Source organism: Streptomyces sp. P9(2023), from assembly GCF_032436795.1.
Classification (GTDB): domain Bacteria; phylum Actinomycetota; class Actinomycetes; order Streptomycetales; family Streptomycetaceae; genus Streptomyces.
Genome location: NZ_JAUPWM010000057.1, coordinates 1 through 23,312 on the forward strand (window position 1 = coordinate 1; position 23,312 = coordinate 23,312).

Genomic DNA, 23,312 nt, shown 5'->3' on the forward strand with positions numbered 1-23,312 from the left:
GACCTCCGCCCGGCCGCGATCATCCGCGACCTCGACCTGCTCCGCCCGATCTACGCCCAGACCGCGGCGTACGGCCACTTCGGCCGCGAACTCCCCGACTTCACCTGGGAGCGCACCGACCGCGTCGACGCCCTGAAGAAGGCCGCGGGCCTGTAGGTCCCGCCCGCAGAACGAAGCGGAAGCCCGGCCCCCCTGCGGGGGAGCCGGGCTTCCGTGCGTCCGGCCGAGGACGGCTGTCAGTACGGTCTGGTAGGTATGGGGCTGTGAGCAGCGAGAACGAGGGGGCCGAGGGTGTGGCCGGTGAGGCGCACGAGCAGCTCTCGCTCATTCGGGAGACCGTGCGGAAGGCCAAGGTGCCCCGGGCCAAGCCGCGGACGTGGCGGGGGGCCGCGTTGGCCAAGGAGCTGCCCGTGGCGCGGGTGGTGGTCAACAAGGGGGTGCTGCACCTCGACCAGTTCTTCGACTACGCCGTGCCCGAGGAGCTGGACGCCGTCGCGCAGCCGGGGGTGCGGGTGCGGGTGCGGTTCGGGGCCGGGGCGCATCAGGTCAGGGACGGGCGGCGCGAGGGCGGGCGGCTGATCGACGGGTTCCTCGTCGAGCGGCTGGCCGAGTCGGACTACAAGGGCGCGCTGGCCGCGCTCGCGGACGTCGTCTCGCCCGAGCCGGTGCTCAGCGCCGAGCTCCTGGGGCTCGCGCGGGCCGTGGCCGATCGGTACGCGGGAAGCCTCGCGGACGTGCTGCAGCTCGCGGTGCCGCCGCGTAGTGCTCGGGCCGAGGGGAAGGCCTCGCCTGAGCCGCTGCCGGCGCCCGCCGCGCCCGAGGCGGGCAGCTGGGCGCGGTACGAGCGCGGGCCGGGCTTCCTCGACGCCCTGGCCCGGGGCGGGGCCCCACGGGCGGTCTGGAACGCCTTGCCGGGGCCCCACTGGGCCGACGAGCTGGCCCGCGCCGTCGGCGCCACCCTCGCCTCCGGGCGGGGCGCGCTGGTCGTCGTACCCGACGGGCGGGCCGCCGGGCGCGTGGACGCGGCGCTCACCGCGCTCCTGGGGCCCGGACGGCACGCCCTGCTCACCGCCGAGGCGGGACCTGAGAAGCGGTACGCCCAGTGGCTGGCGGTGCGACGGGGCTCCGTGCGGGCGGTCGTCGGCACGCGGGCGGCGATGTTCGCGCCCGTACGGGACCTCGGGCTCGTCGTCATCTGGGACGACGGGGACGGCAGCCACAGCGAGCCGCACGCCCCGCAGCCGCACGCGCGCGACGTGCTGCTGCTGCGCGCCGCCCACGACCGGTGCGCGTTCCTGCTCGGCTCCACCAGCTGCACCGTCGAGGCCGCGCAGCTCGTGGAGTCCGGCTGGGCCGCGCCGATCGTCGCCGGGCGGGATCAGGTGCGGGCCGCCGCGCCGCTCGTACGGACCGTGGGCGACGAGCTGCTCGCCCGCGACGAGGCGGCCCGCGCGGCGCGGCTGCCGTCGCTGGCGTGGGAGACCGTGCGGGAGGGGCTCAAGACCGGGCCGGTGCTCGTGCAGGTGCCGCGCCGGGGTTACGTACCGAGGCTGGCGTGCGAGCGCTGCCGGACGCCCGCCCGCTGCCGGCACTGCGCCGGGCCCCTGGAGGCGCCCGAGCAGCAGGAGCTGCGGTGCGGCTGGTGCGGGCGGGGTGCGCCGGACTGGCACTGCGTGGAGTGCGGCTCGACCCGGCTGCGGGCCCAGGTGGTGGGCGCGCGGCGGACGGCGGAGGAACTGGGCCGGGCGTTTCCGGCGGTGCCGGTACGGACGTCCGGGCGGGACCACGTCCTGGACACCGTGCCGGGGCGGCCCGCGCTGGTGGTCTCCACGCCGGGCGCGGAACCGGTCGCCGAGGGCGGTTACGCCGCCGCGCTGCTGCTCGACGGCTGGGCGATGCTCGGCCGCCCCGATCTGCGCGCGGGGGAGGAGGCGCTACGGCGCTGGATCGACGCGGCCTCGCTGGTGCGGGGCCAGGGGGAGGGCGGCACCGTCGTGGTCGTCGCCGAGCCGACGCTGCGGCCGGTGCAGGCTCTGGTGCGGTGGGATCCGGTCGGGCACGCGCAGCGGGAGCTGGCGGAGCGGGCGGAGCTCGGCTTTCCGCCGGTGTCCCGGATGGCGGCGGTCTCCGGGCCGCCGGACGCGGTCGAATCGTTCCTCGGCGCCGCCGAACTGCCGGACGACGCCGAGGTGTTGGGACCGGTGCCGCTGCCGGTCGTCCGGGCCGGTGGGCCGCGGCGGCCGGGGGACGCGCCGCCGGGGGAGCAGTGGGAACGGGCGCTCGTCCGGGTGCCGCAGGGGAACGGGGCGGCGTTGGCGGCGGCGCTGAAGCAGGCGCGGGCGGCGCGGCTGGCTCGCGGCGGCGGAGACCCTGTCCGGGTCCGGGTGGACCCCCCGGACATCGGCTGACGCTTGCGCCCGATGGGGCGATGCGGCGGGGGTCGTCCGCTGTGGGCGGTGCCCGCACCACTGGCCCCCGTTGTGGGCAATCGTTCCGCAGGGCGGAACGGGTGGGCACAACCCCGACGACGGCGCCGCAGCCGTAGACACCGTCAGGCACCGGGAGCCTGGGCCCGGCAAGGGCGCCGTCCGTTGTGCCCACCCTCCCCCAAGCTCTCGGCTTCGCTCGAGCAGGGGGGACCCCCATCGCCCCAGCGGAACGATTGCCCACAACGGGGTCGGAAGGCCGCCCACAACCCGCGTGCGGGTACGGGTGGGCGCCGCCCCAGCGGGACGGCGGGCGCACAGCCCGGCTACGGGAGGGGCCCCGCCCCCACCTCCGTCAGCCGTTGCGGGGGCCCGGGAAGGCCGGGGGGCGGGGGTCTTCGCGGAGGGGCTGCGGGGGCATCGTGCGGGCCGGGGGGACCACCGGGATCGTGCGGGTCGCGGCCGGCTCCGGCGCGTGCTCCTGTTCCACGACGACGCCCGGCTGCGGCGCCCGACGCGCCCCGTACCGGCGGTGGACGGCCTGCTTCGTGACCCCGAGCGCGGAGCCCACCGCGTCCCACGAGAACCCGAGCGAGCGATCGAAGTCGACCGCCGCCGTCACCAGGGTCTCGACACTGTCCCGCAGCTCCTGGGCGAGCCGCACGGTCGGGGCGGGCGCACGCCCGTAGACGACGAAGCCCGTGGACGGGCCGGAGCGGCGCGGGCGGTAGACATTGCCCAACTGGGCCGTGAGCGTGCGCAGTGCGTCAACCTGCCGCCGGACCCGCTCGATGTCCCGCACCAACAGATGCAGACTCGCCCGGGCTTGGGCGTCGTGGGTTGCGTGGTCGGCCATGTGAAAGCCTCTCGAACCGGCGTGGAAAAGGGTCGGGCCACGACAAGGGCGGGCCCGTTTCGGTCAATCTCTCTTGACCAACGCGCTACCCGTGGTTGGGTCACGCTGCAGGGGCGTACACGCATATGCGCGGGGCGCTCGCCGTCACGTACGCCCCCTCGCGCCCCGGCCCCTAGACTGGTGCGCTGCCCGCCACCGCCCCGAGATGCGAGGTTTTCCCTAGTGAAGCTGGTCTTCGCAGGCACCCCCGAGGTCGCCGTGCCCGCCCTGGACGCCCTGCTCGCCTCCGGCCGGCACGAGGTGGCCGCCGTCGTCACCCGTCCCGACGCCCCCGCGGGCCGTGGCCGGCGTCTGGTGGCGAGCCCGGTCGCCGAGCGGGCGGAGGAGGCCGGGATCGAGATCCTCAAGCCGACCCGGCCGCGCGACGAGGCGTTCCTCGCGCGGCTGCGCGAGATCGCCCCGGACTGCTGCCCGGTCGTCGCGTACGGCGCGCTGCTCCCCAAGGCCGCCCTCGACATCCCCGCCCACGGCTGGGTCAACCTGCACTTCTCGCTGCTGCCCGCGTGGCGCGGCGCGGCGCCCGTGCAGCACGCGGTGATGGCGGGTGACGAGGTCACGGGCGCGTCGACGTTCCAGATCGAGGAGGGGCTCGACTCCGGACCGGTCTACGGCGTGATCACCGAGGACGTCCGCCCCACCGACACCAGCGGCGACCTGCTCACCCGGCTCGCCTTCGCCGGCGCCGGGCTGCTCGCGGCGACCATGGACGGCATCGAGGACGGCACGCTCAAGGCCGTACCGCAGCCGGCCGAGGGCATCACCCTGGCGCCCAAGATCCAGGTCGAGGACGCGCACGTGGACTGGAAGGCCCCTGCCCTGCGCGTGGACCGGGTCGTCCGCGGCTGCACGCCCGCCCCCGGCGCCTGGACCGTCTTCCGCGGTGAGCGCCTCAAGCTGATCCAGACGGCCCTGGTCACCGACCGGACCGACCTCACCCCCGGTGAGCTCGCCGCCGGCAAGAACAACGTCCACGTCGGCACCGGCTCGCACGCCGTCGAGCTGCTCTGGGTCCAGCCCCAGGGCAAGAAGCCGATGAAGGCCGCCGACTGGGCGCGAGGAGTGCGCATCGCCCCGGGCGAGCGGGTGGGTGTCTGACGTCGGCTCGGGCGGGCGGGAGTACGGCGCGCTCCTGCTGCCGGAGGGCCCTTGGTGGGAGTGGAGCGTCCTTTCCTTCGACGGCAGCCGGCTCCGCCTCGGTGCCGGTTACGACCTCTCGTACCACCACTCGCTCGAGGTGGTCTTCACCGACGCGTCGTACCTGCGCTGCCCCACGATGTTCATGGACCCGGTCTTCCGCGCGCCGACGGACGAAGAACGGACGGAAGTGATCCGCCTGGTGGGCGAGGAGCCTGCCGTCCTCGTCGCCTTCGAGGCCGACGCCCATGGCACCGAGCCGGCCTCGTGTCTGATCGCGGCCGACAGGATCGACGTCGTTCAGGGGCATTTTCCGCACGCGGGCGTGGCGGACGTAGGCTGAGAGGGTTCTACCTCGTCTTTTCTCACGCGGAGCACCTTTTGAGCGAGCAGGCACGTCGCCGTCCCCCCAAGCCGTATCGGCGCCCCCAGAAGGATCCCGTGCGGATCCTTGCCTTCGAGGCGCTTCGGGCCGTCGACGAGCGGGACGCGTACGCGAATCTCGTGTTGCCGCCGCTGCTCAAGAAGGCCCGGGAGCAGGGGGACTTCGACGGGCGGGACGCGGCGCTCGCGACCGAGCTGGTGTACGGGACGCTGCGGCGGCAGGGGACGTACGACGCCATCGTGTCGGCGTGCGTCGACCGGCCGCTGCGCGAGGTCGATCCGCCGGTCCTCGATGTGCTGTCGCTCGGCGCGCATCAGCTGCTCGGTACGCGCATCCCGACGCACGCGGCCGTCTCCGCCAGTGTGGAGCTGGCGCGCGTGGTGCTCGGGGACGGGCGGGCCAAGTTCGTGAACGCCGTGCTGCGGAAGATCTCGCGGCACGACCTCGACACCTGGGTGGAGCAGGTCGCCCCGCCCTACGAGGACGACGCCGAGGACCATCTCGCGGTCGTCCACTCGCACCCCCGCTGGGTCGTCTCCGCGCTCTGGGACGCCCTCGGCGGCGGCCGGGCCGGCATCGAGGACCTCCTGGAGGCCGACAACGAGCGGCCCGAGGTCACCCTCGTGGCCCGGCCTGGGCGCGCCACCACCGAGGAGCTCACCGGCGAGGACACGCTGCCCGGCCGCTGGTCGCCGTACGCGGTACGGATGGCCGAGGGCGGCGAGCCCGGCGCCATCGAGGCCGTGAAGGAGGGCCGGGCCGGCGTCCAGGACGAGGGCAGCCAGCTGGTCGCCATCGCCCTCGCCAACGCGCCCCTGGAGGGCCGCGACGAGCGCTGGCTCGACGGCTGCGCGGGACCCGGCGGCAAGGCGGCCCTCCTCGCCGCCCTGGCCGCCGAACGCGGCGCCGCCCTGCTCGCCTCCGAGAAGCAGCCGCACCGCGCCCGGCTCGTCGAGCGCGCGCTCGCCGGCAACCCCGGCCCGTACCAGGTCATCGCCGCCGACGGCACCCGCCCGCCGTGGCTGCCCGGCTCCTTCGACCGGGTCCTCATGGACGTGCCCTGCTCGGGCCTCGGCGCCCTGCGCCGCCGCCCCGAGGCCCGCTGGCGCCGCCGCCCGGAGGACCTGGACGGATTCGCGCCGCTCCAGCGCGGTCTGCTGCGCGAGGCGCTGTCGGCCGTCCGCGTCGGGGGCGTCGTCGGGTACGCGACCTGCTCGCCGCACCTGGCCGAGACCCGCATCGTCGTCGAGGACGTCCTCAAGGGGCGCGGCGGCCCGGCGGTCGAGGCGGAGTGGATCGACGTCCGCCCGCTGATGGCCGGCGTCCCCGCGCTCGGCGAAGGACCGGACGTCCAGCTGTGGCCGCACCTGCACGGCACCGACGCGATGTACCTCGCGCTCCTCCGCCGTACCGCCTGAGAGGCGATCCGAGCGACGTTCTGCGCGACGTTCTGAGCGACGGCCCGAGTGGCGATCCGCCGGAAAGGCCGGTTACGTCTGGCCTTTCCGGTCCGGATTCGGGTCCGATTCCCCTCCGAACCCCTTCCTCGTCCCGTCCGAAACCGCTTCGCGGCAAAGAAGTGCCCAAGAACATGGCAGGCTTGGCTCATGGCGCAGATCAACCCCAGCATCCTGTCCGCAGACTTCGCCCGCCTCGCCGAGGAGGCGAAGGCCGTCGAGGGCGCCGACTGGCTGCACGTCGATGTCATGGACAACCACTTCGTCCCCAACCTGACCCTCGGCGTGCCGATCGTGGAGTCGCTCGCCCGGGCCACGGACACCCCGCTGGACTGCCACCTCATGATCGAGGACCCGGACCGCTGGGCCCCGCAGTACGTGGAGGCCGGCGCCGGTTCCGTCACCTTCCACGTCGAGGCGGCCGCCGCCCCCGTGCGGCTGGCGCGCGAGATCCGGGCCAAGGGTGCGCGGGCCTCCATGGCGCTGAAGCCCGCCACGCCCATCGAGCCGTACGAGGACCTGCTCCCCGAGCTCGACATGCTGCTGATCATGACCGTCGAGCCGGGCTTCGGCGGGCAGGCCTTCCTCGACATCATGCTCCCCAAGATCCGCCGCTCCCGTGAGCTGATCTCCAAGCACGGTCTGGAGTTGTGGCTGCAGATCGACGGCGGGGTGTCCGAATCCACCATCGAGCGGTGCGCCGAGGCCGGCGCCGACGTCTTCGTCGCCGGGTCGGCGGTCTACGGCGCCCAGGACCCGGCCGAGGCCGTCCGCTCCCTCCGAGCCAAGGCCGATGCCGCGACCGCCACGGCGGCGTGGGCGTGTGGCCACTGAACCTCCGGCAGATGAACGCGGTCCGACGGAGCACGGACAGGACCGATCGGGACCCGCCGGATCTGACAGGATGAACGGCGAGTCCAGAGTGTGAACGACAGCAGCACGACCGGTAGCACGACCAGCACCACGACGCACCACGTGAGCAGCGGCACGTGAGCAGCGGTACGTGAACAGAGCTAAGGAGATCGCGGTGGCGGGAATCTCGGCGGGACGCTCAGCCCTGCGGATGGGACCCGCGGAGCTGGTGCAGGCGGCGGCCATGGCGCGCCGCTTCTACCTCGAGGGCAAGTCCAAGATCCAGATCGCCGAGGAGTTCGGCGTGAGCCGCTTCAAGGTGGCCCGGGTCCTGGAGACGGCGCTCGAACGCGACCTCGTACGGATCGAGATCCGCGTCCCGGCCGAACTGGACGCCGAGCGCTCCGACGCGCTCCGTGCCCGCTACGGGCTCCGCCACGCCGTCGTCGTCGAGTCCCCGGCGGAGGGCGAGGACGAGTCGCCCGACCCGGAGAACCTCGGCGAGGTCGCGGCCGACCTGCTCGGCGAGCTGGTCAACGAGGGCGACGTCCTGGGCCTCGCCTGGGGCCGCTCGACCATCCACATGGCCGCCGCGCTCGACCGGCTGCCCCCGTGCACGGTCGTCCAGCTCACCGGCGTGTACGACGCCGGTACCGCCGAGCGCGGCTCGGTCGAGGCGGTACGGCGTGCCGCCCAGGTCTCAGGCGGAGAGGCGCACCCCATCTACGCGCCGATGCTGCTGCCCGACCCCGCGACGGCCGCCGCGCTGCGCAACCAGACCGGCATCGCGCGCGCCTTCGAGTACTTCGACAAGGTCACCGTCGCCTGTGTGTCCATCGGCTCCTGGGAGCCGGGCATCTCGACCGTGCACGACATGCTCACGGACGAGGAGCGCGCCCACTACGCCTCCCTCGGCGTCGCCGCCGAGATGTCCGCGCACCTCTTCGACTCCGAGGGACGCCGGGTCGGCCGCGACCTGGGCGAGCGCTGCATCACGGTCGAGGCGGACCGGCTCCGCCGGATCCCCGAGGTCGTCGCGATCGCGGGCGGCCAGCGCAAGGCGGCGGCCATCGGCGCGGTCCTCCGCTCCGGGCTCGTCACCAGCCTGGTGACCGACCGCGCGGCCGCCGACTTCCTCCTCACCGAGTCCGTCCCCGGCCCCCGGCCCGCCCTGGAACGCGCGGACCCGGACGGCGTCTGACGGGCCGGGCCGACGCGCCACACCCGCGGGCCGGGCCGACGCGCGACGCGCCCCGGCTCGGCATAACGTCGGGGCATGTCGCTCCGGCCCCTGCGCGCCCTCCTGGCGCTCTTCCTGTGCGTCGGTGTCCTCGTCGGCGGCGTCGGCTGTTCCACCGCCGAGAGCGACGGTGGCCCCGCCCCCACCGGCTCCTCCGGCCTGGAGACCGTCCGGGTCGCGGAGCTGCCGGACGAGGCGCGGGCGACCCTTCGGCTCATCGAGCGCGGCGGACCCTTCCCGTACGAGAAGGACGGCGCGACCTTCTCCAACTTCGAGCGGATCCTGCCCCGGCAGGAGCGCGGCTACTACCGCGAGTACACCGTGCGCACTCCCGGCGAACGCGACCGGGGCGCCCGGCGTCTCGTCACCGGGCGGGGCGGCGAGGTGTACTACACCGACGACCACTACGAGACCTTCCGGGAGGTCCTGCCCGATGAAGCTCGCTGAGGCGCTCCGCGACCCCGTCGTCCTCGATCTGCGCGGCGTCCTGGACAAGGCCGCCTTCATGGACCGCTGCGCCGCCGCCCTCGCGCTGCCGCGCTGGTTCGGGCGGAACTGGGACGCCCTCGCCGACTGTCTGACCGACCTCCCGCGCCCGGTGGCCCTCGTCGTCACGGGCTGGCAGGCTTATGCCACGGCCCGGCCGAGCGACTGGGAGACCGCCCAGGACGTCTTCGCCACGGCCGCCGACACCAGCCCCACGGGCCTCACCGTCCTCCTCGCCCTGGGAACCCCTGAGGGGGCCTCCTTCGGAGGATCCGACGAAGAGGGTCCGGCAAGCCTCGGATGAATCGCCCGGGTCGGGTTCATGTACCGGCGTGGGAGAATGAACTACGTGCTTTTTCCCCTGGCTGAAATGCCTAGGGGCCGATCCGAACGACTGGGATGTCAGCACGTGCGTTTCCTCAATGACGTCAAGCCGCCCTACGACCTGACGTACGACGATGTCTTCATGGTGCCGAGCCGCTCGGCCGTGGGTTCCCGCCAGGCCGTGGACCTCGCCTCGCCGGACGGTACCGGTACGACGATCCCGCTGGTCGTCGCCAACATGACCGCGATCGCCGGCCGCCGCATGGCCGAGACCGTCGCCCGCCGTGGCGGCCTCGTCGTCATTCCCCAGGACATCCCGATCGAGGTCGTCACCGACGTCATCGGGTGGGTCAAGAGCCGCCACCACGTCCTGGACACCCCCATCGTCCTGGAGCCCCACCAGACCGTCGCCGACGCGCTCTCGCTGCTGCCCAAGCGCTCGCACGACGCCGGTGTCGTCGTGGACGAGGACCGCCGTCCGGTCGGTGTCGTCACCGACGCGGACCTGTCCGGTGTGGACCGCTTCACGCAGCTCTCCGAGGTCATGTCGAAGGACCTGCTGCTCCTCGACGCCGACATCGAGCCGCGCGACGCCTTCAACACGCTCGACCACGCCAACCGCCGCTACGCCCCGGCCGTGGACAAGGACGGCCGTCTGGTCGGCATCCTGACCCGCAAGGGCGCCCTGCGCGCGACCCTGTACAAGCCGGCCACCGACGCCGAAGGCAAGCTGCGCGTCGCCGCCGCCGTCGGCATCAACGGCGACTTCGTGGGCAAGGCCAAGCAGCTCCTCGACGCGGGCGTCGACACGCTCGTGATCGACACGGCGCACGGCCACCAGGAGTCGATGATCTCCGCGATCAAGGCCGTCCGTGCCCTCGACCCGCACGTCCCGATCGTCGCCGGCAACATCGTCGCCGCCGAGGGCGTCAAGGACCTCATCGAGGCCGGCGCGGACATCATCAAGGTCGGTGTGGGCCCCGGCGCCATGTGCACCACGCGCATGATGACCGGTGTCGGCCGCCCGCAGTTCTCCGCCGTCCTGGAGTGCGCCGCCGAGGCGAAGAAGTACGGCAAGCACGTCTGGGCCGACGGCGGTGTCCGGCACCCCCGCGACGTCGCCATGGCGCTGGCCGCCGGTGCGTCCAACGTGATGATCGGCTCCTGGTTCGCCGGGACGTACGAGTCCCCGGGCGACCTCCAGCACACCGCCGACGGGCGGCCGTACAAGGAGTCGTTCGGCATGGCCTCCGCGCGCGCCGTGCAGAACCGCACCAGCGAGGAGTCCGCGTACGACCGGGCCCGCAAGGGTCTCTTCGAGGAGGGCATCTCGACCTCCCGGATGTTCCTCGACCCGGCCCGCCCGGGCGTCGAGGACCTGATCGACTCGATCATCGCGGGCGTCCGCTCCTCCTGCACCTACGCGGGCGCGGCCTCGCTGGCCGAGTTCGAGGAGAAGGCCGTGATCGGCATCCAGAGCGCCGCCGGTTACGCCGAGGGCAAGCCGCTGCACGCCAGCTGGAGCTAGTCGGCACAAGCCGGTACGTCGTACGAAGGCCCCCGTGAGTCCAGGCTCGCGGGGGCCTTCGGCGTACGTGGCCGGATCTTACCGCCGTACGTACGGACCCAGCGCCTCCGCGACCGCCGCCGCCATCCGGGCGTGCCCCCGGTCGTTGGGGTGCAGGCCGTCCGCCAGGTCCTCCGGGTCGAGCAGGGGGCGGCCGGGCAGCACCAGGAGCCGCCTGTCGCCCTCCGCCGCCAGATCGCGGCCCGCGTGCTCCATGGCCGTGCGCAGGTCCGCCAGCGTGGCGCCCAGCGCGTTGCGGACGGTCTCGGCCTCCGGGCGCAGCACGGGGGAGAGGATCAGCAGCGGGGCGTCCGGGTGGCACCGGCGCACCAGGCCCACGTACGCCCGAACCGTCTCGTACAGCCAGCCGGCCGAACAGGGCGCCCTGGACCAGCAGTTGGTGCCGAAGGCGAGGGTGACGAGCTCGCCCGGGAGGCTCGCGAGCTGCTCGGCGAGGGGCAGCTCGCCGCGTGCCCCGCCCGCGTAGCCGAGGTTGACCGTGTCCAGGCCCAGCGTCCGCCCCGCCGTGGCCGGCCAGGAGTGCGCGGGGCGCGTCGACCACCAGCCCTCGGTGATCGAGTCCCCGTGCACCAGCCAGCGCGGCCGCCTCGGGGCGGGGGAGAGGGCGCCGTCGCGTGCCCGCAGCCCGAGCACCACCGGGGCCTGGCTCTCCGGCAGATGGACCGTGAACGTCCCTCCGCCGGGCGGGAGTTCGAGTGCGACCGTCGCCTCCTCCGCCGGGGCCGTGAAGCTCTCGCCCAGGCACCGCCCGCCCCGCCAGAGCGCGAAGCAGTGCCGTAGCGCCCGCATCGCGTCCCCGGTGCCGGGCACGGCCGCGCGGTAGCGCAGCTCGACCGTCCGGGTGCCGGGCGCGGCCGTGAACTCGACCCGTACGCCGATCGGCAGCGCCGCCCGCTCGGCGGTGTCCCACGGCAGCCGGGCCAGGTCGGCGGGGTCGGCGCGGACCGCCCGCCCGCCGTCGAGCCAGGCCGTGCCGCGCAGGAAGGGAGCGGGTTCCAGCCAGCCCACCGAAGCCTCCGATCGAGGGGACGCAAGGGACGACGAAAGGGGCGACGCAAAGGACGAGACAGGGGACGAGACAGGGGACGCAGGGGGATCGCAGAGTCGGTCATCGCGCACGAGGAGTCAATGCGCACGCCAGGGGTTCTTCACACCCCCGTTAGGGCCCCAATGTGCCGATTCATGCGGCGGGGCGCAATGTTTCCCCGTCTGCGCCCCGAGCGCGCAATGATCATCTGCTGGTGCGCAACAACCCTGCATTACGAGCGCGAAGCCCATGGCCTTAGGCTCATGCCTCGTACCAGGAGTGGCGGCGACCGCCTGCTCGGCGGTTCCCCCTCCCTCGCGGGCCCTTTCGTCCTGCCCGCGTACCGCCGTGGTCGTCGCATTTCGACAGGCAGCGATCAAGGAGCCTCCGCAGTGCTGGATCAAGGCACGGCCTCACCGGCCGTCGAGCCGTCCGTCCCCAAGACCTCCGGGCTCTCCGCCCTGACCCGGCGCAAGCCGGTAGAACGCCTGGTCGCCGAGGGTGGCCAGGGCGAGGGCGGCTCGCTCCGCCGCACCCTCTCGATGTGGCAGCTGACCATGATCAGCATCGGTGCCACGCTCGGCACCGGCATTTTCGTGGTCCTCGGCGACGCCGTTCCGAAGGCCGGCCCCGCGGTCACGATCGCCTTCGTCATCGCCGGCCTCACGGCCCTCTTCTCGGCTCTCTCGTACGCCGAGCTGGCCGGCTCCATACCGGTCGCCGGCTCCTCCTACTCGTATGCGTACGCAACGATGGGTGAACTTGTCGCCTGGGTCTGCGGCTGGTGTCTGGTCCTGGAGTACGGCGTCTCGGTCGCCGCCGTGGCCGTCGGCTGGGGCGAGTACCTCAACGAGCTGCTCGACGGCACGATCGGCGTCACCATCCCCGACGTGCTCTCCTCGGCCCCCGGTGAGGGCGGGATCATCAACCTGCCGGGTCTGATCGTCGTCCTGCTCGCGATGGTCTTCCTGCTGGGCGGCGCCCGCGAGTCCGCCCTCGTCAACACCGTCATGGTGTTCGTGAAGATCGCCGCGCTGGTCCTGTTCTGCGCCATCGGGTTCATGGGCTTCAAGTCCGGCAACTACGCCGACTTCATGCCGCTCGGCATGGCCGGCGTCAGCGCCGCCGGAGCGAGCCTCTTCTTCTCGTACATCGGCTTCGACGCCGCCTCCACCGCCGGTGAGGAGGCGAAGGACCCGAAGCGCGACCTGCCCCGCGCGATCATGCTGTCGCTCCTCATCGTCACCGTCCTCTACGTCCTCGTCGCGGCCGTCGCCGTCGGCGCGTGGAACTGGAAGGACTTCGAGGGCTCCGAGGCCTCGCTCGCCGCGATCATGAACGACGTCAGCGGCCAGGCCTTCTGGGGCACGCTGCTCGCCGCCGGCGCCGTCATCTCGATCGCCAGCGTCGTGCTGACCGTCCTCTACGGCCAGACCCGCGTCCTCTTCGCGATGTCCCGCGACGGCCTCGTGCCGAAGGTCTTCGCCAAGGTCAGCGGCAAGACCGGCACCCCGCGCGTGAACACCGTGATCGTCTCGCTCTTCTGCGGCGCTCTCGCCTCCGTCATCCCGCTGGGCAAGCTCGTCGACGCCACCAGCATCGGCACGCTCTTCGCCTTCGCCCTGGTCAACATCGCGGTCATCGTGCTGCGGTGCACCCGCCCGACCCTGGACCGCACCTTCCGCGTGCCGCTGGGCTGGACCTTCCCGATCCTCGGCTTCCTGTTCTGCGTGTACAACATGTTCAGCCTGGACTCGGTCACCTGGGTGGTCTTCGGTTGCTGGATGGCCGCGGGCCTCGTGTTCTACTTCCTGTACGGCATGCGCCGCTCCCGCCTGGCCACGGATGTGATGGCCTCCGACGCAGAGAAGTGATCCACCCGTAGTGCGACTCAACGACCTCGACGAACGCATCGTCCACGCCCTCGCGGAGGACGCCCGCCGCTCGTACGCCGACATCGGTTCGCTCGTCGGCCTGTCCGCGCCCGCCGTCAAGCGGCGCGTGGACCGGCTGCGGGCCGAGGGCGCCATCACCGGATTCACCGTACGGGTGGACCCGGCGGCGCTCGGCTGGGAGACCGAGGGGTTCGTCGAGATCTACTGCCGCCACAACACCTCGCCGAACGACATCCGGCGAGGTCTTGAGCGGTACCCCGAGGTGGTGTCCGCGTCGACCGTCACCGGCGACGCGGACGCCCTCGTGCAGGTCTTCGCCTCCGACATGCGCCACTTCGAGCGCGTTCTGGAGCGCATCGCGGGCGAGCCGTTCGTGGAGCGCACCAAGTCCGTCCTGGTGCTCTCGCCGCTGCTGCGACGCTTCTCCTCCGGCTCACCCGCGTAGCCACTCGCGGGCCGCGGGAGGCCGGGGGCGGTGCGGGCCGTGGTTCCCGCACCGCGCTCCGCCCGCCCACCCCCGTGGGGCGGTCTACTCGGCCGGGTAGACGAACTCCCAGGGCACAACCTTGAAGTCGCCCGTGCCGGCCTTCACCTTCTCGAAGGGCGCGCCGCTGAGGCACGGCTGCACCACGTCCTTCTCCGGGTCCGAGGTCGCCCAGGAGTAGCCGAGCCGGTCGTGCTTGCCGTTGTCGTAGACCGTGACGCCGACGCGCTTGTTACGGAACTCCTTCACATCGGTCTCGACGACGATGCCGGTCACGACCGCCACCTTGCCGCCCGTCGTAAGGCAGTCGACCTTCACCTTGGCGGAGCCACCCCAGTCGCCCTTGTAGTGGCTGAAGCGGAACGTGCCGGTGGCCGCCATCGGATCCTGCCGGTCCTTCGCGGCCAGATGCGCGTCGAAGGTGAACGTGATGTCGTCACCGGCCGGCCGGTAGAGCTTCGCGCTACCGGTCAGCGCGGCCGCCTCGCGGCTGCCGCCCCGGCCGTCTCCTGAGGCGACGGCGGAGCCCGCGGCCCCGGCCGTGATCAGCAGGGCGGCGGTCAGCGCGGCGATCTTCGTACGGCGGTTCATGGTGGTCCTTTCGGCAGGTCAACCGGACGACCACCACTCTTCCGGCCATGCCGCCCCGGAGCGTCGCGCCAAGGAACGGTTCCGCTCTCCGCCGCGCGGCGGGGGAGCCCTACGACCCCGGTCGCAGCCGTACGCAACGAATCACCGCCCTGGTCGCTGATCGCGCAACGGTTCGACGGTCGGTCCGCAACGGTCGCGCCTTGTCCCGATGGAGCGCGAAACCGTACCGTTTTTGACGTCTTCCCCCTGTACTCCGATCCCCCGAGGATGGCCCATGCCCGCGCTGCGCACCGCCCTGCTCCAGAGCTCCGGCGAGCTCGGCGACGTGGCCGCCAACCTCAAGGTTCTCGACGAGGCCGCCGCCCGCGCGGCCGCCGCCGGCGCCGCGGTGCTGCTGGCCCCCGAGCTCTTCCTCACCGGGTACGCGATCGGCGCCGACATCGCGCGCCTGGCCGAGCCGGCCGACGGCCCCTCCGCCCGCGCGATCGCGGCCCTCGCCGCCCGCCACGGCCTCGCCATCGGCTACGGCTACCCGGAGCGGGACACCGAACGGCACGGCGTTCTGTACAACGCGGCCCAGCTCATCGGCGCCGACGGCGGCACGCTCGCGCGCTACCGCAAAACCCACCTCTTCGGCGACTTCGAGCACCACTGGTTCACCCCCGGCGAGGACGCCGTCGTCCAGGCGGAGCTCGGCGGCCTCACCGTCGGCCTGATGATCTGCTACGACGTCGAGTTCCCCGAGAACGTACGGGCGCAGGCCCTGGCCGGTACGGACCTCCTCCTCGTGCCGACCGCGCTCATGCACCCCGCCGAGGTCGTCCCCGAGTCCGTCGTCCCCGTGCGCGCCTTCGAGAACCAGATCTACATCGCGTACGCCAACCGGACCGGACCCGAGGGCGACTTCGAGTTCGTCGGCCTCTCCGTACTCGCCGCGCCCGACGGCACCGCCCGGGCCCGCGCCGGCCGCGGTGAGGACCTCGTCCTCGGCGACGTCGACCCGGCCCTGCTCGCCGCCTCGCGCAAGGACAACCCCTACCTCCGCGACCGGCGCCCCGGCCTGTACGGCTCCCTCGTCTGAGCCGCCCTCTTCTTCCCGAACCTCCCCCCGCTTTTCCCCGCAAGGAGTCCGTACCCCATGACGTCCACGGTGCCCACGACCGCCGTCCCGCACAGCGACGGCCAGCCGCCGATCACCATGTTCGGTCCGGACTTCCCGTACGCCTACGACGACTTCCTGGCCCACCCGGCCGGGCTCGGCCAGATACCCGCGACCGAGCACGGCACCGAGGTCGCGGTCATCGGCGGCGGTCTGTCGGGCATCATCGCCGCGTACGAGCTGATGAAGATGGGCCTCAAGCCCGTCGTCTACGAGGCCGACCAGATCGGCGGCCGGCTGCGCACCGTGGGCTTCGAGGGCACCGGCACGGACGGTCTGACGGCCGAGATGGGCGCCATGCGCTTCCCGCCGTCCTCCACGGCGCTCCAGCACTACATCGACCTGGTCGGCCTGACGACCTCGCCGTTCCCGAACCCGCTCGCCGAGTCGACCCCGTCGACGGTCGTCGACCTCAAGGGCGAGTCGCACTACGCGCAGACCGTGGCCGACCTCCCGCAGGTCTACCGCGACGTGATGAACGCGTGGAACGCCTGCCTCGACGAGGGCGCCGACTTCTCCGACATGAACCAGGCCATGCGCGAGCGGGACGTCCCGCGCATCCGCGAGATCTGGTCCAAGCTCGTCGAGAAGCTCGACAACCAGACCTTCTACGGCTTCCTGTGCGAGTCGGAGTCGTTCAAGTCCTTCCGTCACCGCGAGATTTTCGGCCAGGTCGGCTTCGGCACGGGCGGCTGGGACACCGACTTCCCCAACTCCATCCTGGAGATCCTCCGGGTCGTCTACACCGAGGCCGACGACCACCACCGCGGCATCGACGGCGGCTCGCAGCAGCTGCCGCTGCGGCTGTGGGAGCGCGAGCCGGAGAAGATCGTCCACTGGGCGCAGGGCACCTCCCTGAAGTCCCTGCACGAGGGCGACCCGAAGCCGGCCGTGACCCGGCTGAACCGCACCGCCGGCAACCGGATCACCGTCACGGACGCCTCCGGTGACATCCGTACCTTCCAGGCGGCGATCTTCACCGCCCAGTCCTGGATGCTGCTCTCCAAGATCGCCTGCGACGACTCGCTCTTCCCGATCGACCACTGGACGGCGATCGAGCGCACCCACTACATGGAGAGCTCGAAGCTCTTCGTGCCCGTCGACCGGCCGTTCTGGCTGGACAAGGACGAGGAGACCGGCCGGGACGTCATGTCGATGACGCTGACCGACCGGATGACCCGTGGCACGTACCTCCTGGACGACGGCCCGGACAAGCCGGCCACGATCTGCCTCTCGTACACCTGGTGCGACGACAGCCTGAAGTGGCTGCCGCTGTCCGCGAACGAGCGGATGGAGGTCATGCTGAAGTCGCTCGGCGAGATATACCCGAAGGTCGACATCCGGAAGCACATCATCGGCAACCCGGTGACGGTCTCCTGGGAGAACGAGCCCTACTTCATGGGCGCCTTCAAGGCGAACCTGCCGGGCCACTACCGCTACCAGCGCCGCCTGTTCACGCACTTCATGCAGGACCGGCTGCCCGAGGACAAGCGGGGCATCTTCCTCGCCGGCGACGACATCTCCTGGACGGCCGGCTGGGCCGAGGGCGCCGTGCAGACCGCGCTCAACGCGGTGTGGGGCGTGATGCACCACTTCGGCGGCGCCACCGACGCCACCAACCCGGGCCCGGGCGACGTGTACGACGAGATCGCCCCGGTCGAGCTCCCGGAGGACTGACCGTCCTCGGTCGCGCGGTCAGCCGCGTGGGGCGAGCGGCGTGAGCAGCATCCGCCCCACCAGGCCGACCGACCGGTCGAGGCGTTCGGTGAACTCCTCGGCCAGCTCTGGCAGTTCGCGCAGATGCCAGAGCGAGCGGGCGGCGAGCCAGGCCCCGTCGCGGGCCCGGTCCAGGCTCCAGCAGCCCAGCAGATGCGTCAGCGGGTCCGTGATCTCCAACAGGTCCGGGCCCGGCATCACTTCCTCGCGGATGCGCTCTTCGAGCAGCATGAGGATGTCGCCGACCCGGTCGAACTCGTCCTCCAGGTCCCGTGGCGCGCACTGCAGCGCCCGGCAGGTGTCGACCACGGCGAGCGCCAGGTCGTGCCCGATGTGCGCGTTGATCCCGGCGAGCGCGAACTGCAGCGGCCGTACGCCGGGATGCCGCCGGTAGTGGAAGAGCGGCCGCCAGCAGGCCGGGGCGGGACGGCCGGTGGCGACGGAGTCGACGACCGCGAGATAGCGCTCCGCGAAACGGACGTCGAGGGTCGCGGCGGCCCGCCGGTCGGCGAAGGTACCGGAGTCGATGGCCCGGCCGATCTCCTCCGTCACGGTCAGATAGACCCGGTTGAAGACGGCGACCCCGTCGGCCGGATGCCAGGCCGAGCGGATGGACCGCATCCGCTCCACCACCGGGTCGACCGCGGTGAACTGCCCGATCTGCGTGGTCTGCGCCATGGGGAGCAGCGTCTCAGCAGCCGGGCCCGGGAGGGAACTCCCTCGGCCCGGCTTCCCCAGAACGGGCGAATATGCCTATGACTTGCCGACCGGCCCGCTGTCCTTCGTGCTCTCGTACGAGCTGGTGCCCGAGTCGAGCAGGGGCTCCTGCTGCTTCATGTGCGCCGGGGCGAAGGCCCGCAGCACGTGGTAGCCGGTGATCACGACGAGCGTGCCGAGCGCGATGCCGCCCAGCTCGAAGGTGTCCGTGAAGGTCAGCTTCACGCCACCGACGCCGATGATGATGCCCGCCGCGGCCGGCACCAGGTTGAGCGGGTTACGGAGGTCCACCTTGGCGTTGATCCAGATCTGGGCGCCGAGCAGACCGATCATGCCGTAGAGGATCACCGTGATGCCGCCGAGCACACCGCCCGGGATCGCCGCCACGACCGCGCCGAACTTGGGGCAGAGACCGAAGAGCAGCGCGAAGCCGGCCGCTGCCCAGTAAGCGGCGGTGGAGTAGACGCGGGTGGCCGCCATGACGCCGATGTTCTCGGAGTACGTGGTGTTCGGCGGACCGCCGACGGCGGTCGACAGCATCGAGGCGGCGCCGTCGGCGGCGATGGCGGTGCCGAGCTTGTCGTCGAGCGGGTCGCCGGTCATCTCGCCGACGGCCTTGACGTGACCGGCGTTCTCGGCGATCAGGGCGATGACGACGGGCAGCGCGACAAGGATCGCCGACCACTCGAAGCTGGGGCCGTGGAAGGACGGCAGGCCGATCCAGTCGGCCTTCGACACGGCCGAGAGGTCGAGCCGCCAGTGGTCGGTGACCTGGCCGCCTGGCGACATCGAGTGGATCTTGCCGAAGACCAGGTCGAAGACCCAGGAGATGGCGTAGCCGAAGATCAGGCCGAGGAAGATCGCGATGCGCGACCAGAAGCCGCGCAGACAGACCACGGCAAGACCGGTGAAGAGCATGACGAGCAGCGCCGTCCACTGGTCCTGCGGCCAGTAGGTGGCGGCGGTGACCGGGGCGAGGTTGAAGCCGATCAGCATCACGACGGCGCCGGTGACGATCGGGGGCATCGCCGCGTGGATGATCCGCGCGCCGAACTTCCGTACCGCCAAGCCCGCCAGGAACAGCACCGCGCCGACGACGAGGACCGCGCCCGTGACGGTCGCGCTGGTGCCGCCGGAGGCCCGGATGGCCGCGGCGACACCGACGAAGGAGAGCGAGCAGCCCAGGTAGCTGGGGATGGTGCCGCGCGTCGCGAGCAGGAAGATCACCGTCGCGACGCCGGACATCATGATGGCGAGGTTCGGGTCGAGCCCCATCAGGACGGGCGCCACGAAGGACGCACCGAACATCGCGACCACGTGCTGGGCGCCGAGGCCGGCCGTACGGGGCCAGGAGAGCCGTTCGTCCGGCCGGACGACGGCTCCTGGAGCGGGTGTTCGTCCGTCGCCGTGCAGGGTCCAGCGCACGCCGAGGTTCATGTGGTCGCTCCAGTTCTCCGGTGACGGCGGCCGGTTCGCCGCGCGAAACATCAGCCGAAAAAGTTCAGCCACATGATAATGCGCCGCTGGTCACCGGGGCCCCGACGTGAGGTCGGGGCGGTCGGTGCGGTCGGTGCGGGCCCTAGGAGACCTTGCCCGAGCTCGCCGCCGGGCTTCCGCTCGCGGCCGGGGCGGCCGTGGCCTTGGACCCCGGGCGGAGCACCCCGGCGCCGAGCACCAGGCCGAAGGCGAGCAGCGTGACCAGGCCGAAGGAGAACATCAGCGAGGTCGCGTCGGCGATGCCACCGATGGCCGAGGGGGCGATGAGGCCCGAGGTGTACGTGATGGTGGCGACGCCCGCGATGGCCTGGCTGGGGTTCGGGCCGCTCCGCCCCGCCGCCGCGAAGGCCAGCGGTACGACGACGGCGACGCCGAGGCCGATGAGCCCGAAACCGGCCATCGCCAGAGCGGCGTGCGGTGCAAGGACCACGAGCAGGCCGCCGACGGTCGCGGCGACGCCGCCGACCCGTACCGTCCGCACCGCGCCGAACCGGTCCACCACCCGGTCGCCGGCGAGCCGGGCGATGGCCATCGTCAGCGCGAAGGCGGTGGTCGAGGCCGCGGCGACACCCGCCGAGGAGCCGAGTTCGTCCCGCAGGTAGACCGCCGACCAGTCCAGGCTGGCGCCCTCGGCGAACACGGCGCAGAACCCGATGGCGCCGATGATCAGGGCCGACTTGGGCGGCAGCGAGAAGCGCGGCGGCGCCTCCTCCTCCGGGGGGCTCTGCAGATCGAGCACGCCCTGGCAGCAGACCAGGCCGAGCGCGGTCAGGACGAGGGCCGCGATCAGGTGGTGCAGCCGGGCGTCCCCGCCGAGGTGGGCGGCGACGGTGCCGGCGGCGGAGCCGATCAGCGCGCCCGCGCTCCACATGCCGTGCAGGCTTGACATGATCGACTTCCCGAGCCGGTTCTCGGTCTCGACACCGAGGGCGTTCATCGCCACGTCGGACATGCCTGCCGTTGCGCCGTAGACGAAGAGCACCGCGCAGAGCCCGTAGATGTTCGGGGCGAGGGACGGCAGAGTCAGGGACATTGTCCAGAGCACGAGCAGTCCGCGCAGCGCCGTACGGGCCCCGAAGCGGTGGCTGATGGCGCCGGCCAGCGGCATCGCGAGCGAGGCGCCGATCGCGGGGAACGCGAGGGCGAGGCCGAGCTGGCCCGCGCTCACGCCCGCGTGGTCCTGGATCCACGGGATGCGGGTGGCGAAGCTGCCGGTGACCGCGCCGTGGACGCAGAAGACGGCGGCGACGGCGAACCGGGCCCGCCGCAGTCGCTCGGTACTGAAGACGGTCTCGCCCGCCATGTGCCCTCCCTCGGTTGGCGGGCAGTAAACTATCAGGAACCCTGCCTGATAAATAGTGGGCGGCGGAGAGCGTCGACACGCGTCTGAGAGGATCCCGGCATGGCCGCATCCCCGAGCACCGCCCGAGCCATCAACGACCGGCTCGCCCTGCGACTGCTCCAGGACGAGGGCCCGTTGACGGCGACTCAGCTGAAGACGCTGACCGGACTCTCCCGCCCCACCGTCGCCGACCTCGTCGAACGGCTCCAGGGCTCCGGACTCGTCCGGATCGTGGGGGAGTCCGGCGCCGAGCGGCGCGGCCCCAACGCGAAGCTGTACGGGATCGCCGCGGACCACGCCCACCTCGCCGCGCTCGACGTACGCACGGACTCCGTGTCGCTCACGGTCGCCGACCTGCTCGGCACCACGCTCGCGGAGGCCTCGGCCCCGATCGGCGGGGAGGACGGCACCGGACCCGCCGTCGAGAAGGCGGTCTCCCTCCTGGAGCGGACCGCGAAGTCGGTGGGGGTGGAGCGGCTGCACAGTGTCGCCGTCGGCGCGCCCGGACTGATCGACCCGGCCACCGGGGAGCTGCGGGACTCGACGGGGCTGCCCGAATGGCACCGGCGGCTGATCGCCACGCTCCAGGAACGGCTGCCCGCGACCGTGCTCGTCGAGAACGAGACCAACCTCGCGGCCGTCGCGGAGCAGCGGGCCGGCGCCGCCCGCGACCGCGACACGTTCGTGCTGGTCTGGCTCGGCCAGGGGGTCGGTGCGGCCGTCGTCCTGGACGGCCGGCTGCGCCGCGGGGCCTCGGGCGGGGCGGGCGAGCTCGGCTTCCTGCCGGTGCCCGGCACCTCCGGGCTGCCGTCGGCGACCGGCTGCGACGGCGGCTTCCACGAGCTGGCCTGCGCGGCGGCGGTGGACGCCCTCGCCGTGGAGCACGGCCTCGACCCGGCCGGTGCGCTCGGCTCCGGACACGGCCCCTTCCTCGACACCCTGGCCCGTCGCCTCGCGGTCGGCGCGGCGGCCGTCGCCTCGGTCCTCGACCCCGGCCTGGTGGTCCTCGGCGGCGGTACGGGTCACCTGGGCGGCCCGGACCTCGCCGCCCGCGTGGAAGCCGAACTCGCCGCGCTCTCCCCACTCCGCACGGAGGTCCGTGCCACCGCCCTCGGCGACACGGCGGTCCTCCGCGGCGCCCTCCTGGCCGCCCGCGACGCGGCCCAGGACGCGCTGTTCCCGTAGGCCCCTCAGATTCCCTGGGCGCCGAATCGCGCCGCGAGGAACTCCTCGAACGTCACCCGTCCCACCGCCTGCTCCGGGGCGAGGTGGCCGCCGTCCCGGAGCCCCCGGTAGATCTTGCCCGCGAGGGGGACCTCCACGACACGCCGTTCCGTGCCGGTCGCCGCCAGGTACGCGGCCGCCAGCTCGGCGAACGTACGGACCTCCGGGCCGCCCATGTCCTCCACCCGGCCCACCGGGTCGCCCTGCGCCAGCTCCGCGAGGCGCGCGGCGGCCTCCGTGACCTCCATCGGCTGGTCCGGCACGTCCTTCGGGATCAGCATCACCGGCGGCTTCGCCAGGCCGGCCAGGAGCCGCAGGATCAGGTCGTGGTACTGCGTGGTCCGCAGCAGCGTCCAGCCGATGCCCGACTGTTCGATCATCCGCTCGGCGGCGTACTTGGCCTTGTAGTAGGGCAGCGGCACGCGGTCCACGCCGACGATCGAGATGTAGACCAGGTGCGGGACCTCCGCCCGGCGCGCGGCGTCGAGCAGGTTGCGCAGGCCCTGGTCGTCGCCCCGCAGGATGTTCGCACAGTGGACGATCGTGTCCACGCCCTGGACCGCGCGGTCGAGGAGCGGCCCGCCGCGGCGCAGATCGACCGCGTACGGCGGCGCGTGCCGGCTCAGGACGCGCACCTCGTGGCCCGCCGCGCGCAGTCGGTCGCAGACGGGGTGGCCGAGCGTCCCCGTACCTCCGGTCACCAGAAAGGTCGTCATGTCTCCAGGGTGAACGCCTTCGCCGCGGGCCCCCCCGGGGGGGCCCGGGGGCGGGGGGGGGGGGGCCCCCGGCCGGCACGGGCGGGGGGGCGGCCCCCCGGCGGGGTGGGTGGTGGGCGGGGGGGCGGGCGGGGGT

22 protein-coding genes are annotated in these 23,312 nt (G+C 72.8%); 15 read left to right on the plus strand and 7 right to left on the minus strand.

The window, feature by feature from the left end:
- Positions 1 to 156 (plus strand): methionine adenosyltransferase domain-containing protein (locus Q5762_RS35435; RefSeq protein WP_315896455.1); only part of this gene is annotated, 156 nt, incomplete at its 5' end.
- 107 nt (positions 157 to 263) lie between these two features.
- On the plus strand, positions 264 to 2,408 hold the full coding sequence (locus tag Q5762_RS35440; protein ID WP_315896434.1) for a primosomal protein N': 2,145 nt from the start codon (positions 264 to 266) through the stop codon (positions 2,406 to 2,408).
- Positions 2,409 to 2,781: 373 nt separating this feature from the next.
- Here the strand turns inward: Q5762_RS35440 and Q5762_RS35445 are convergent, their stop codons facing one another.
- The gene (locus Q5762_RS35445; protein WP_315896435.1) at positions 2,782 to 3,282 is read right to left on the minus strand and encodes a hypothetical protein; all 501 of its coding nucleotides are present in this window, start codon (positions 3,280 to 3,282) and stop codon (positions 2,782 to 2,784) included.
- Between the two features lie 222 nt (positions 3,283 to 3,504).
- Here Q5762_RS35445 and fmt point away from each other — a divergent pair, with 222 nt between their 5' ends.
- From fmt to Q5762_RS35485, 8 genes are all read left to right on the plus strand, one after another.
- A complete protein-coding gene (gene fmt / locus Q5762_RS35450; RefSeq protein ID WP_315896436.1) occupies positions 3,505 to 4,437 on the plus strand; it encodes a methionyl-tRNA formyltransferase in 933 nt (310 codons plus the stop codon).
- Complete coding sequence (locus tag Q5762_RS35455; protein WP_315896437.1) at positions 4,430 to 4,819, plus strand: hypothetical protein; 390 nt, start codon at positions 4,430 to 4,432, stop codon at positions 4,817 to 4,819. The genes fmt and Q5762_RS35455 overlap by 8 nt, the downstream gene beginning before the upstream one ends.
- Positions 4,820 to 4,857: 38 nt before the next feature.
- Positions 4,858 to 6,279, plus strand: a complete 1,422-nt coding sequence (locus Q5762_RS35460) for a transcription antitermination factor NusB (RefSeq protein ID WP_315896438.1) — start codon at positions 4,858 to 4,860, stop codon at positions 6,277 to 6,279.
- A 189-nt stretch (positions 6,280 to 6,468) separates the two neighbouring features.
- Positions 6,469 to 7,152, plus strand: coding sequence for a ribulose-phosphate 3-epimerase (rpe, locus tag Q5762_RS35465; protein WP_315896439.1), 684 nt, complete (start codon positions 6,469 to 6,471; stop codon positions 7,150 to 7,152).
- Between the two features lie 169 nt (positions 7,153 to 7,321).
- A complete protein-coding gene (locus Q5762_RS35470; RefSeq protein ID WP_315896440.1) occupies positions 7,322 to 8,371 on the plus strand; it encodes a sugar-binding domain-containing protein in 1,050 nt (349 codons plus the stop codon).
- 75 nt (positions 8,372 to 8,446) lie between these two features.
- Positions 8,447 to 8,857 (plus strand): ribonuclease domain-containing protein, encoded by a 411-nt coding sequence (locus Q5762_RS35475; protein ID WP_315896441.1) that lies wholly within the window; start codon positions 8,447 to 8,449, stop codon positions 8,855 to 8,857.
- Complete coding sequence (locus Q5762_RS35480; RefSeq protein WP_315896442.1) at positions 8,844 to 9,200, plus strand: barstar family protein; 357 nt, start codon at positions 8,844 to 8,846, stop codon at positions 9,198 to 9,200. The genes Q5762_RS35475 and Q5762_RS35480 overlap by 14 nt, the downstream gene beginning before the upstream one ends.
- A gap of 105 nt (positions 9,201 to 9,305) precedes the next feature.
- Positions 9,306 to 10,748, plus strand: a complete 1,443-nt coding sequence (locus tag Q5762_RS35485; protein ID WP_315896443.1) for a GuaB1 family IMP dehydrogenase-related protein — start codon at positions 9,306 to 9,308, stop codon at positions 10,746 to 10,748.
- Between the two features lie 78 nt (positions 10,749 to 10,826).
- On the opposite strand, the gene Q5762_RS35490 is transcribed toward Q5762_RS35485, so the two are convergent.
- Positions 10,827 to 11,816, minus strand: a complete 990-nt coding sequence (locus Q5762_RS35490; RefSeq protein WP_315896444.1) for a GDSL-type esterase/lipase family protein — start codon at positions 11,814 to 11,816, stop codon at positions 10,827 to 10,829.
- A 411-nt stretch (positions 11,817 to 12,227) separates the two neighbouring features.
- Here Q5762_RS35490 and Q5762_RS35495 point away from each other — a divergent pair, with 411 nt between their 5' ends.
- Both Q5762_RS35495 and Q5762_RS35500 read left to right on the plus strand, forming a co-directional pair.
- Entirely contained in the window at positions 12,228 to 13,709 is a 1,482-nt protein-coding gene (locus tag Q5762_RS35495; RefSeq protein WP_315896445.1) for an amino acid permease, read from the plus strand.
- Between the two features lie 10 nt (positions 13,710 to 13,719).
- The gene (locus Q5762_RS35500; RefSeq protein ID WP_315896446.1) at positions 13,720 to 14,175 is read left to right on the plus strand and encodes an Lrp/AsnC family transcriptional regulator; all 456 of its coding nucleotides are present in this window, start codon (positions 13,720 to 13,722) and stop codon (positions 14,173 to 14,175) included.
- A gap of 84 nt (positions 14,176 to 14,259) precedes the next feature.
- On the opposite strand, the gene Q5762_RS35505 is transcribed toward Q5762_RS35500, so the two are convergent.
- The gene (locus Q5762_RS35505) at positions 14,260 to 14,805 is read right to left on the minus strand and encodes a Repetin (protein WP_315896447.1); all 546 of its coding nucleotides are present in this window, start codon (positions 14,803 to 14,805) and stop codon (positions 14,260 to 14,262) included.
- Between the two features lie 274 nt (positions 14,806 to 15,079).
- Between Q5762_RS35505 and Q5762_RS35510 the strand changes: the two genes are divergently transcribed.
- Together Q5762_RS35510 and Q5762_RS35515 are read left to right on the plus strand one after the other, a co-directional pair.
- Entirely contained in the window at positions 15,080 to 15,886 is an 807-nt protein-coding gene (locus Q5762_RS35510) for a carbon-nitrogen hydrolase family protein (RefSeq protein WP_315896448.1), read from the plus strand.
- A 57-nt stretch (positions 15,887 to 15,943) separates the two neighbouring features.
- Positions 15,944 to 17,641, plus strand: coding sequence for an NAD(P)/FAD-dependent oxidoreductase (locus Q5762_RS35515; RefSeq protein ID WP_315896449.1), 1,698 nt, complete (start codon positions 15,944 to 15,946; stop codon positions 17,639 to 17,641).
- A gap of 18 nt (positions 17,642 to 17,659) precedes the next feature.
- Here the strand turns inward: Q5762_RS35515 and Q5762_RS35520 are convergent, their stop codons facing one another.
- The 3 genes from Q5762_RS35520 to Q5762_RS35530 form a co-directional block, all read right to left on the minus strand.
- Positions 17,660 to 18,358 (minus strand): DUF5995 family protein, encoded by a 699-nt coding sequence (locus tag Q5762_RS35520; RefSeq protein ID WP_315896450.1) that lies wholly within the window; start codon positions 18,356 to 18,358, stop codon positions 17,660 to 17,662.
- A gap of 75 nt (positions 18,359 to 18,433) precedes the next feature.
- Positions 18,434 to 19,834, minus strand: a complete 1,401-nt coding sequence (locus tag Q5762_RS35525) for a solute carrier family 23 protein (RefSeq protein ID WP_315896451.1) — start codon at positions 19,832 to 19,834, stop codon at positions 18,434 to 18,436.
- Between the two features lie 142 nt (positions 19,835 to 19,976).
- Positions 19,977 to 21,197 carry an MFS transporter gene (locus Q5762_RS35530; protein ID WP_315896452.1) on the minus strand — a complete coding sequence of 407 codons (1,221 nt, stop codon included), beginning with the start codon at positions 21,195 to 21,197 and terminating at the stop codon, positions 19,977 to 19,979.
- Between the two features lie 99 nt (positions 21,198 to 21,296).
- Between Q5762_RS35530 and Q5762_RS35535 the strand changes: the two genes are divergently transcribed.
- Positions 21,297 to 22,421 carry an ROK family transcriptional regulator gene (locus Q5762_RS35535; protein ID WP_315896453.1) on the plus strand — a complete coding sequence of 375 codons (1,125 nt, stop codon included), beginning with the start codon at positions 21,297 to 21,299 and terminating at the stop codon, positions 22,419 to 22,421.
- 5 nt (positions 22,422 to 22,426) lie between these two features.
- Here Q5762_RS35535 and Q5762_RS35540 read toward each other — a convergent pair whose 3' ends face one another.
- Positions 22,427 to 23,176, minus strand: a complete 750-nt coding sequence (locus Q5762_RS35540) for an NAD(P)H-binding protein (RefSeq protein ID WP_315896454.1) — start codon at positions 23,174 to 23,176, stop codon at positions 22,427 to 22,429.
- Positions 23,177 to 23,312 lie beyond the last annotated feature (136 nt).

Excerpts from the sequence above, each read along its gene's own strand:
- Q5762_RS35445 (WP_315896435.1), bottom strand. The coding sequence starts at position 3,282 with ATGGCCGACCACGCAACCCACGACGCCCAAGCCCGGGCGAGTCTGCAT.
- rpe (WP_315896439.1), top strand. The coding sequence starts at position 6,469 with ATGGCGCAGATCAACCCCAGCATCCTGTCCGCAGACTTCGCCCGCCTC.
- Q5762_RS35475 (WP_315896441.1), top strand. The coding sequence starts at position 8,447 with ATGTCGCTCCGGCCCCTGCGCGCCCTCCTGGCGCTCTTCCTGTGCGTC.
- Q5762_RS35480 (WP_315896442.1), top strand. The coding sequence starts at position 8,844 with ATGAAGCTCGCTGAGGCGCTCCGCGACCCCGTCGTCCTCGATCTGCGC.
- Q5762_RS35505 (WP_315896447.1), bottom strand. The coding sequence starts at position 14,805 with ATGAACCGCCGTACGAAGATCGCCGCGCTGACCGCCGCCCTGCTGATC.
- Q5762_RS35510 (WP_315896448.1), top strand. The coding sequence starts at position 15,080 with ATGCCCGCGCTGCGCACCGCCCTGCTCCAGAGCTCCGGCGAGCTCGGC.
- Q5762_RS35515 (WP_315896449.1), top strand. The coding sequence starts at position 15,944 with ATGACGTCCACGGTGCCCACGACCGCCGTCCCGCACAGCGACGGCCAG.
- Q5762_RS35520 (WP_315896450.1), bottom strand. The coding sequence starts at position 18,358 with ATGGCGCAGACCACGCAGATCGGGCAGTTCACCGCGGTCGACCCGGTG.
- Q5762_RS35525 (WP_315896451.1), bottom strand. The coding sequence starts at position 19,834 with ATGAACCTCGGCGTGCGCTGGACCCTGCACGGCGACGGACGAACACCC.
- Q5762_RS35530 (WP_315896452.1), bottom strand. The coding sequence starts at position 21,197 with ATGGCGGGCGAGACCGTCTTCAGTACCGAGCGACTGCGGCGGGCCCGG.
- Q5762_RS35535 (WP_315896453.1), top strand. The coding sequence starts at position 21,297 with ATGGCCGCATCCCCGAGCACCGCCCGAGCCATCAACGACCGGCTCGCC.
- Q5762_RS35540 (WP_315896454.1), bottom strand. The coding sequence starts at position 23,176 with ATGACGACCTTTCTGGTGACCGGAGGTACGGGGACGCTCGGCCACCCC.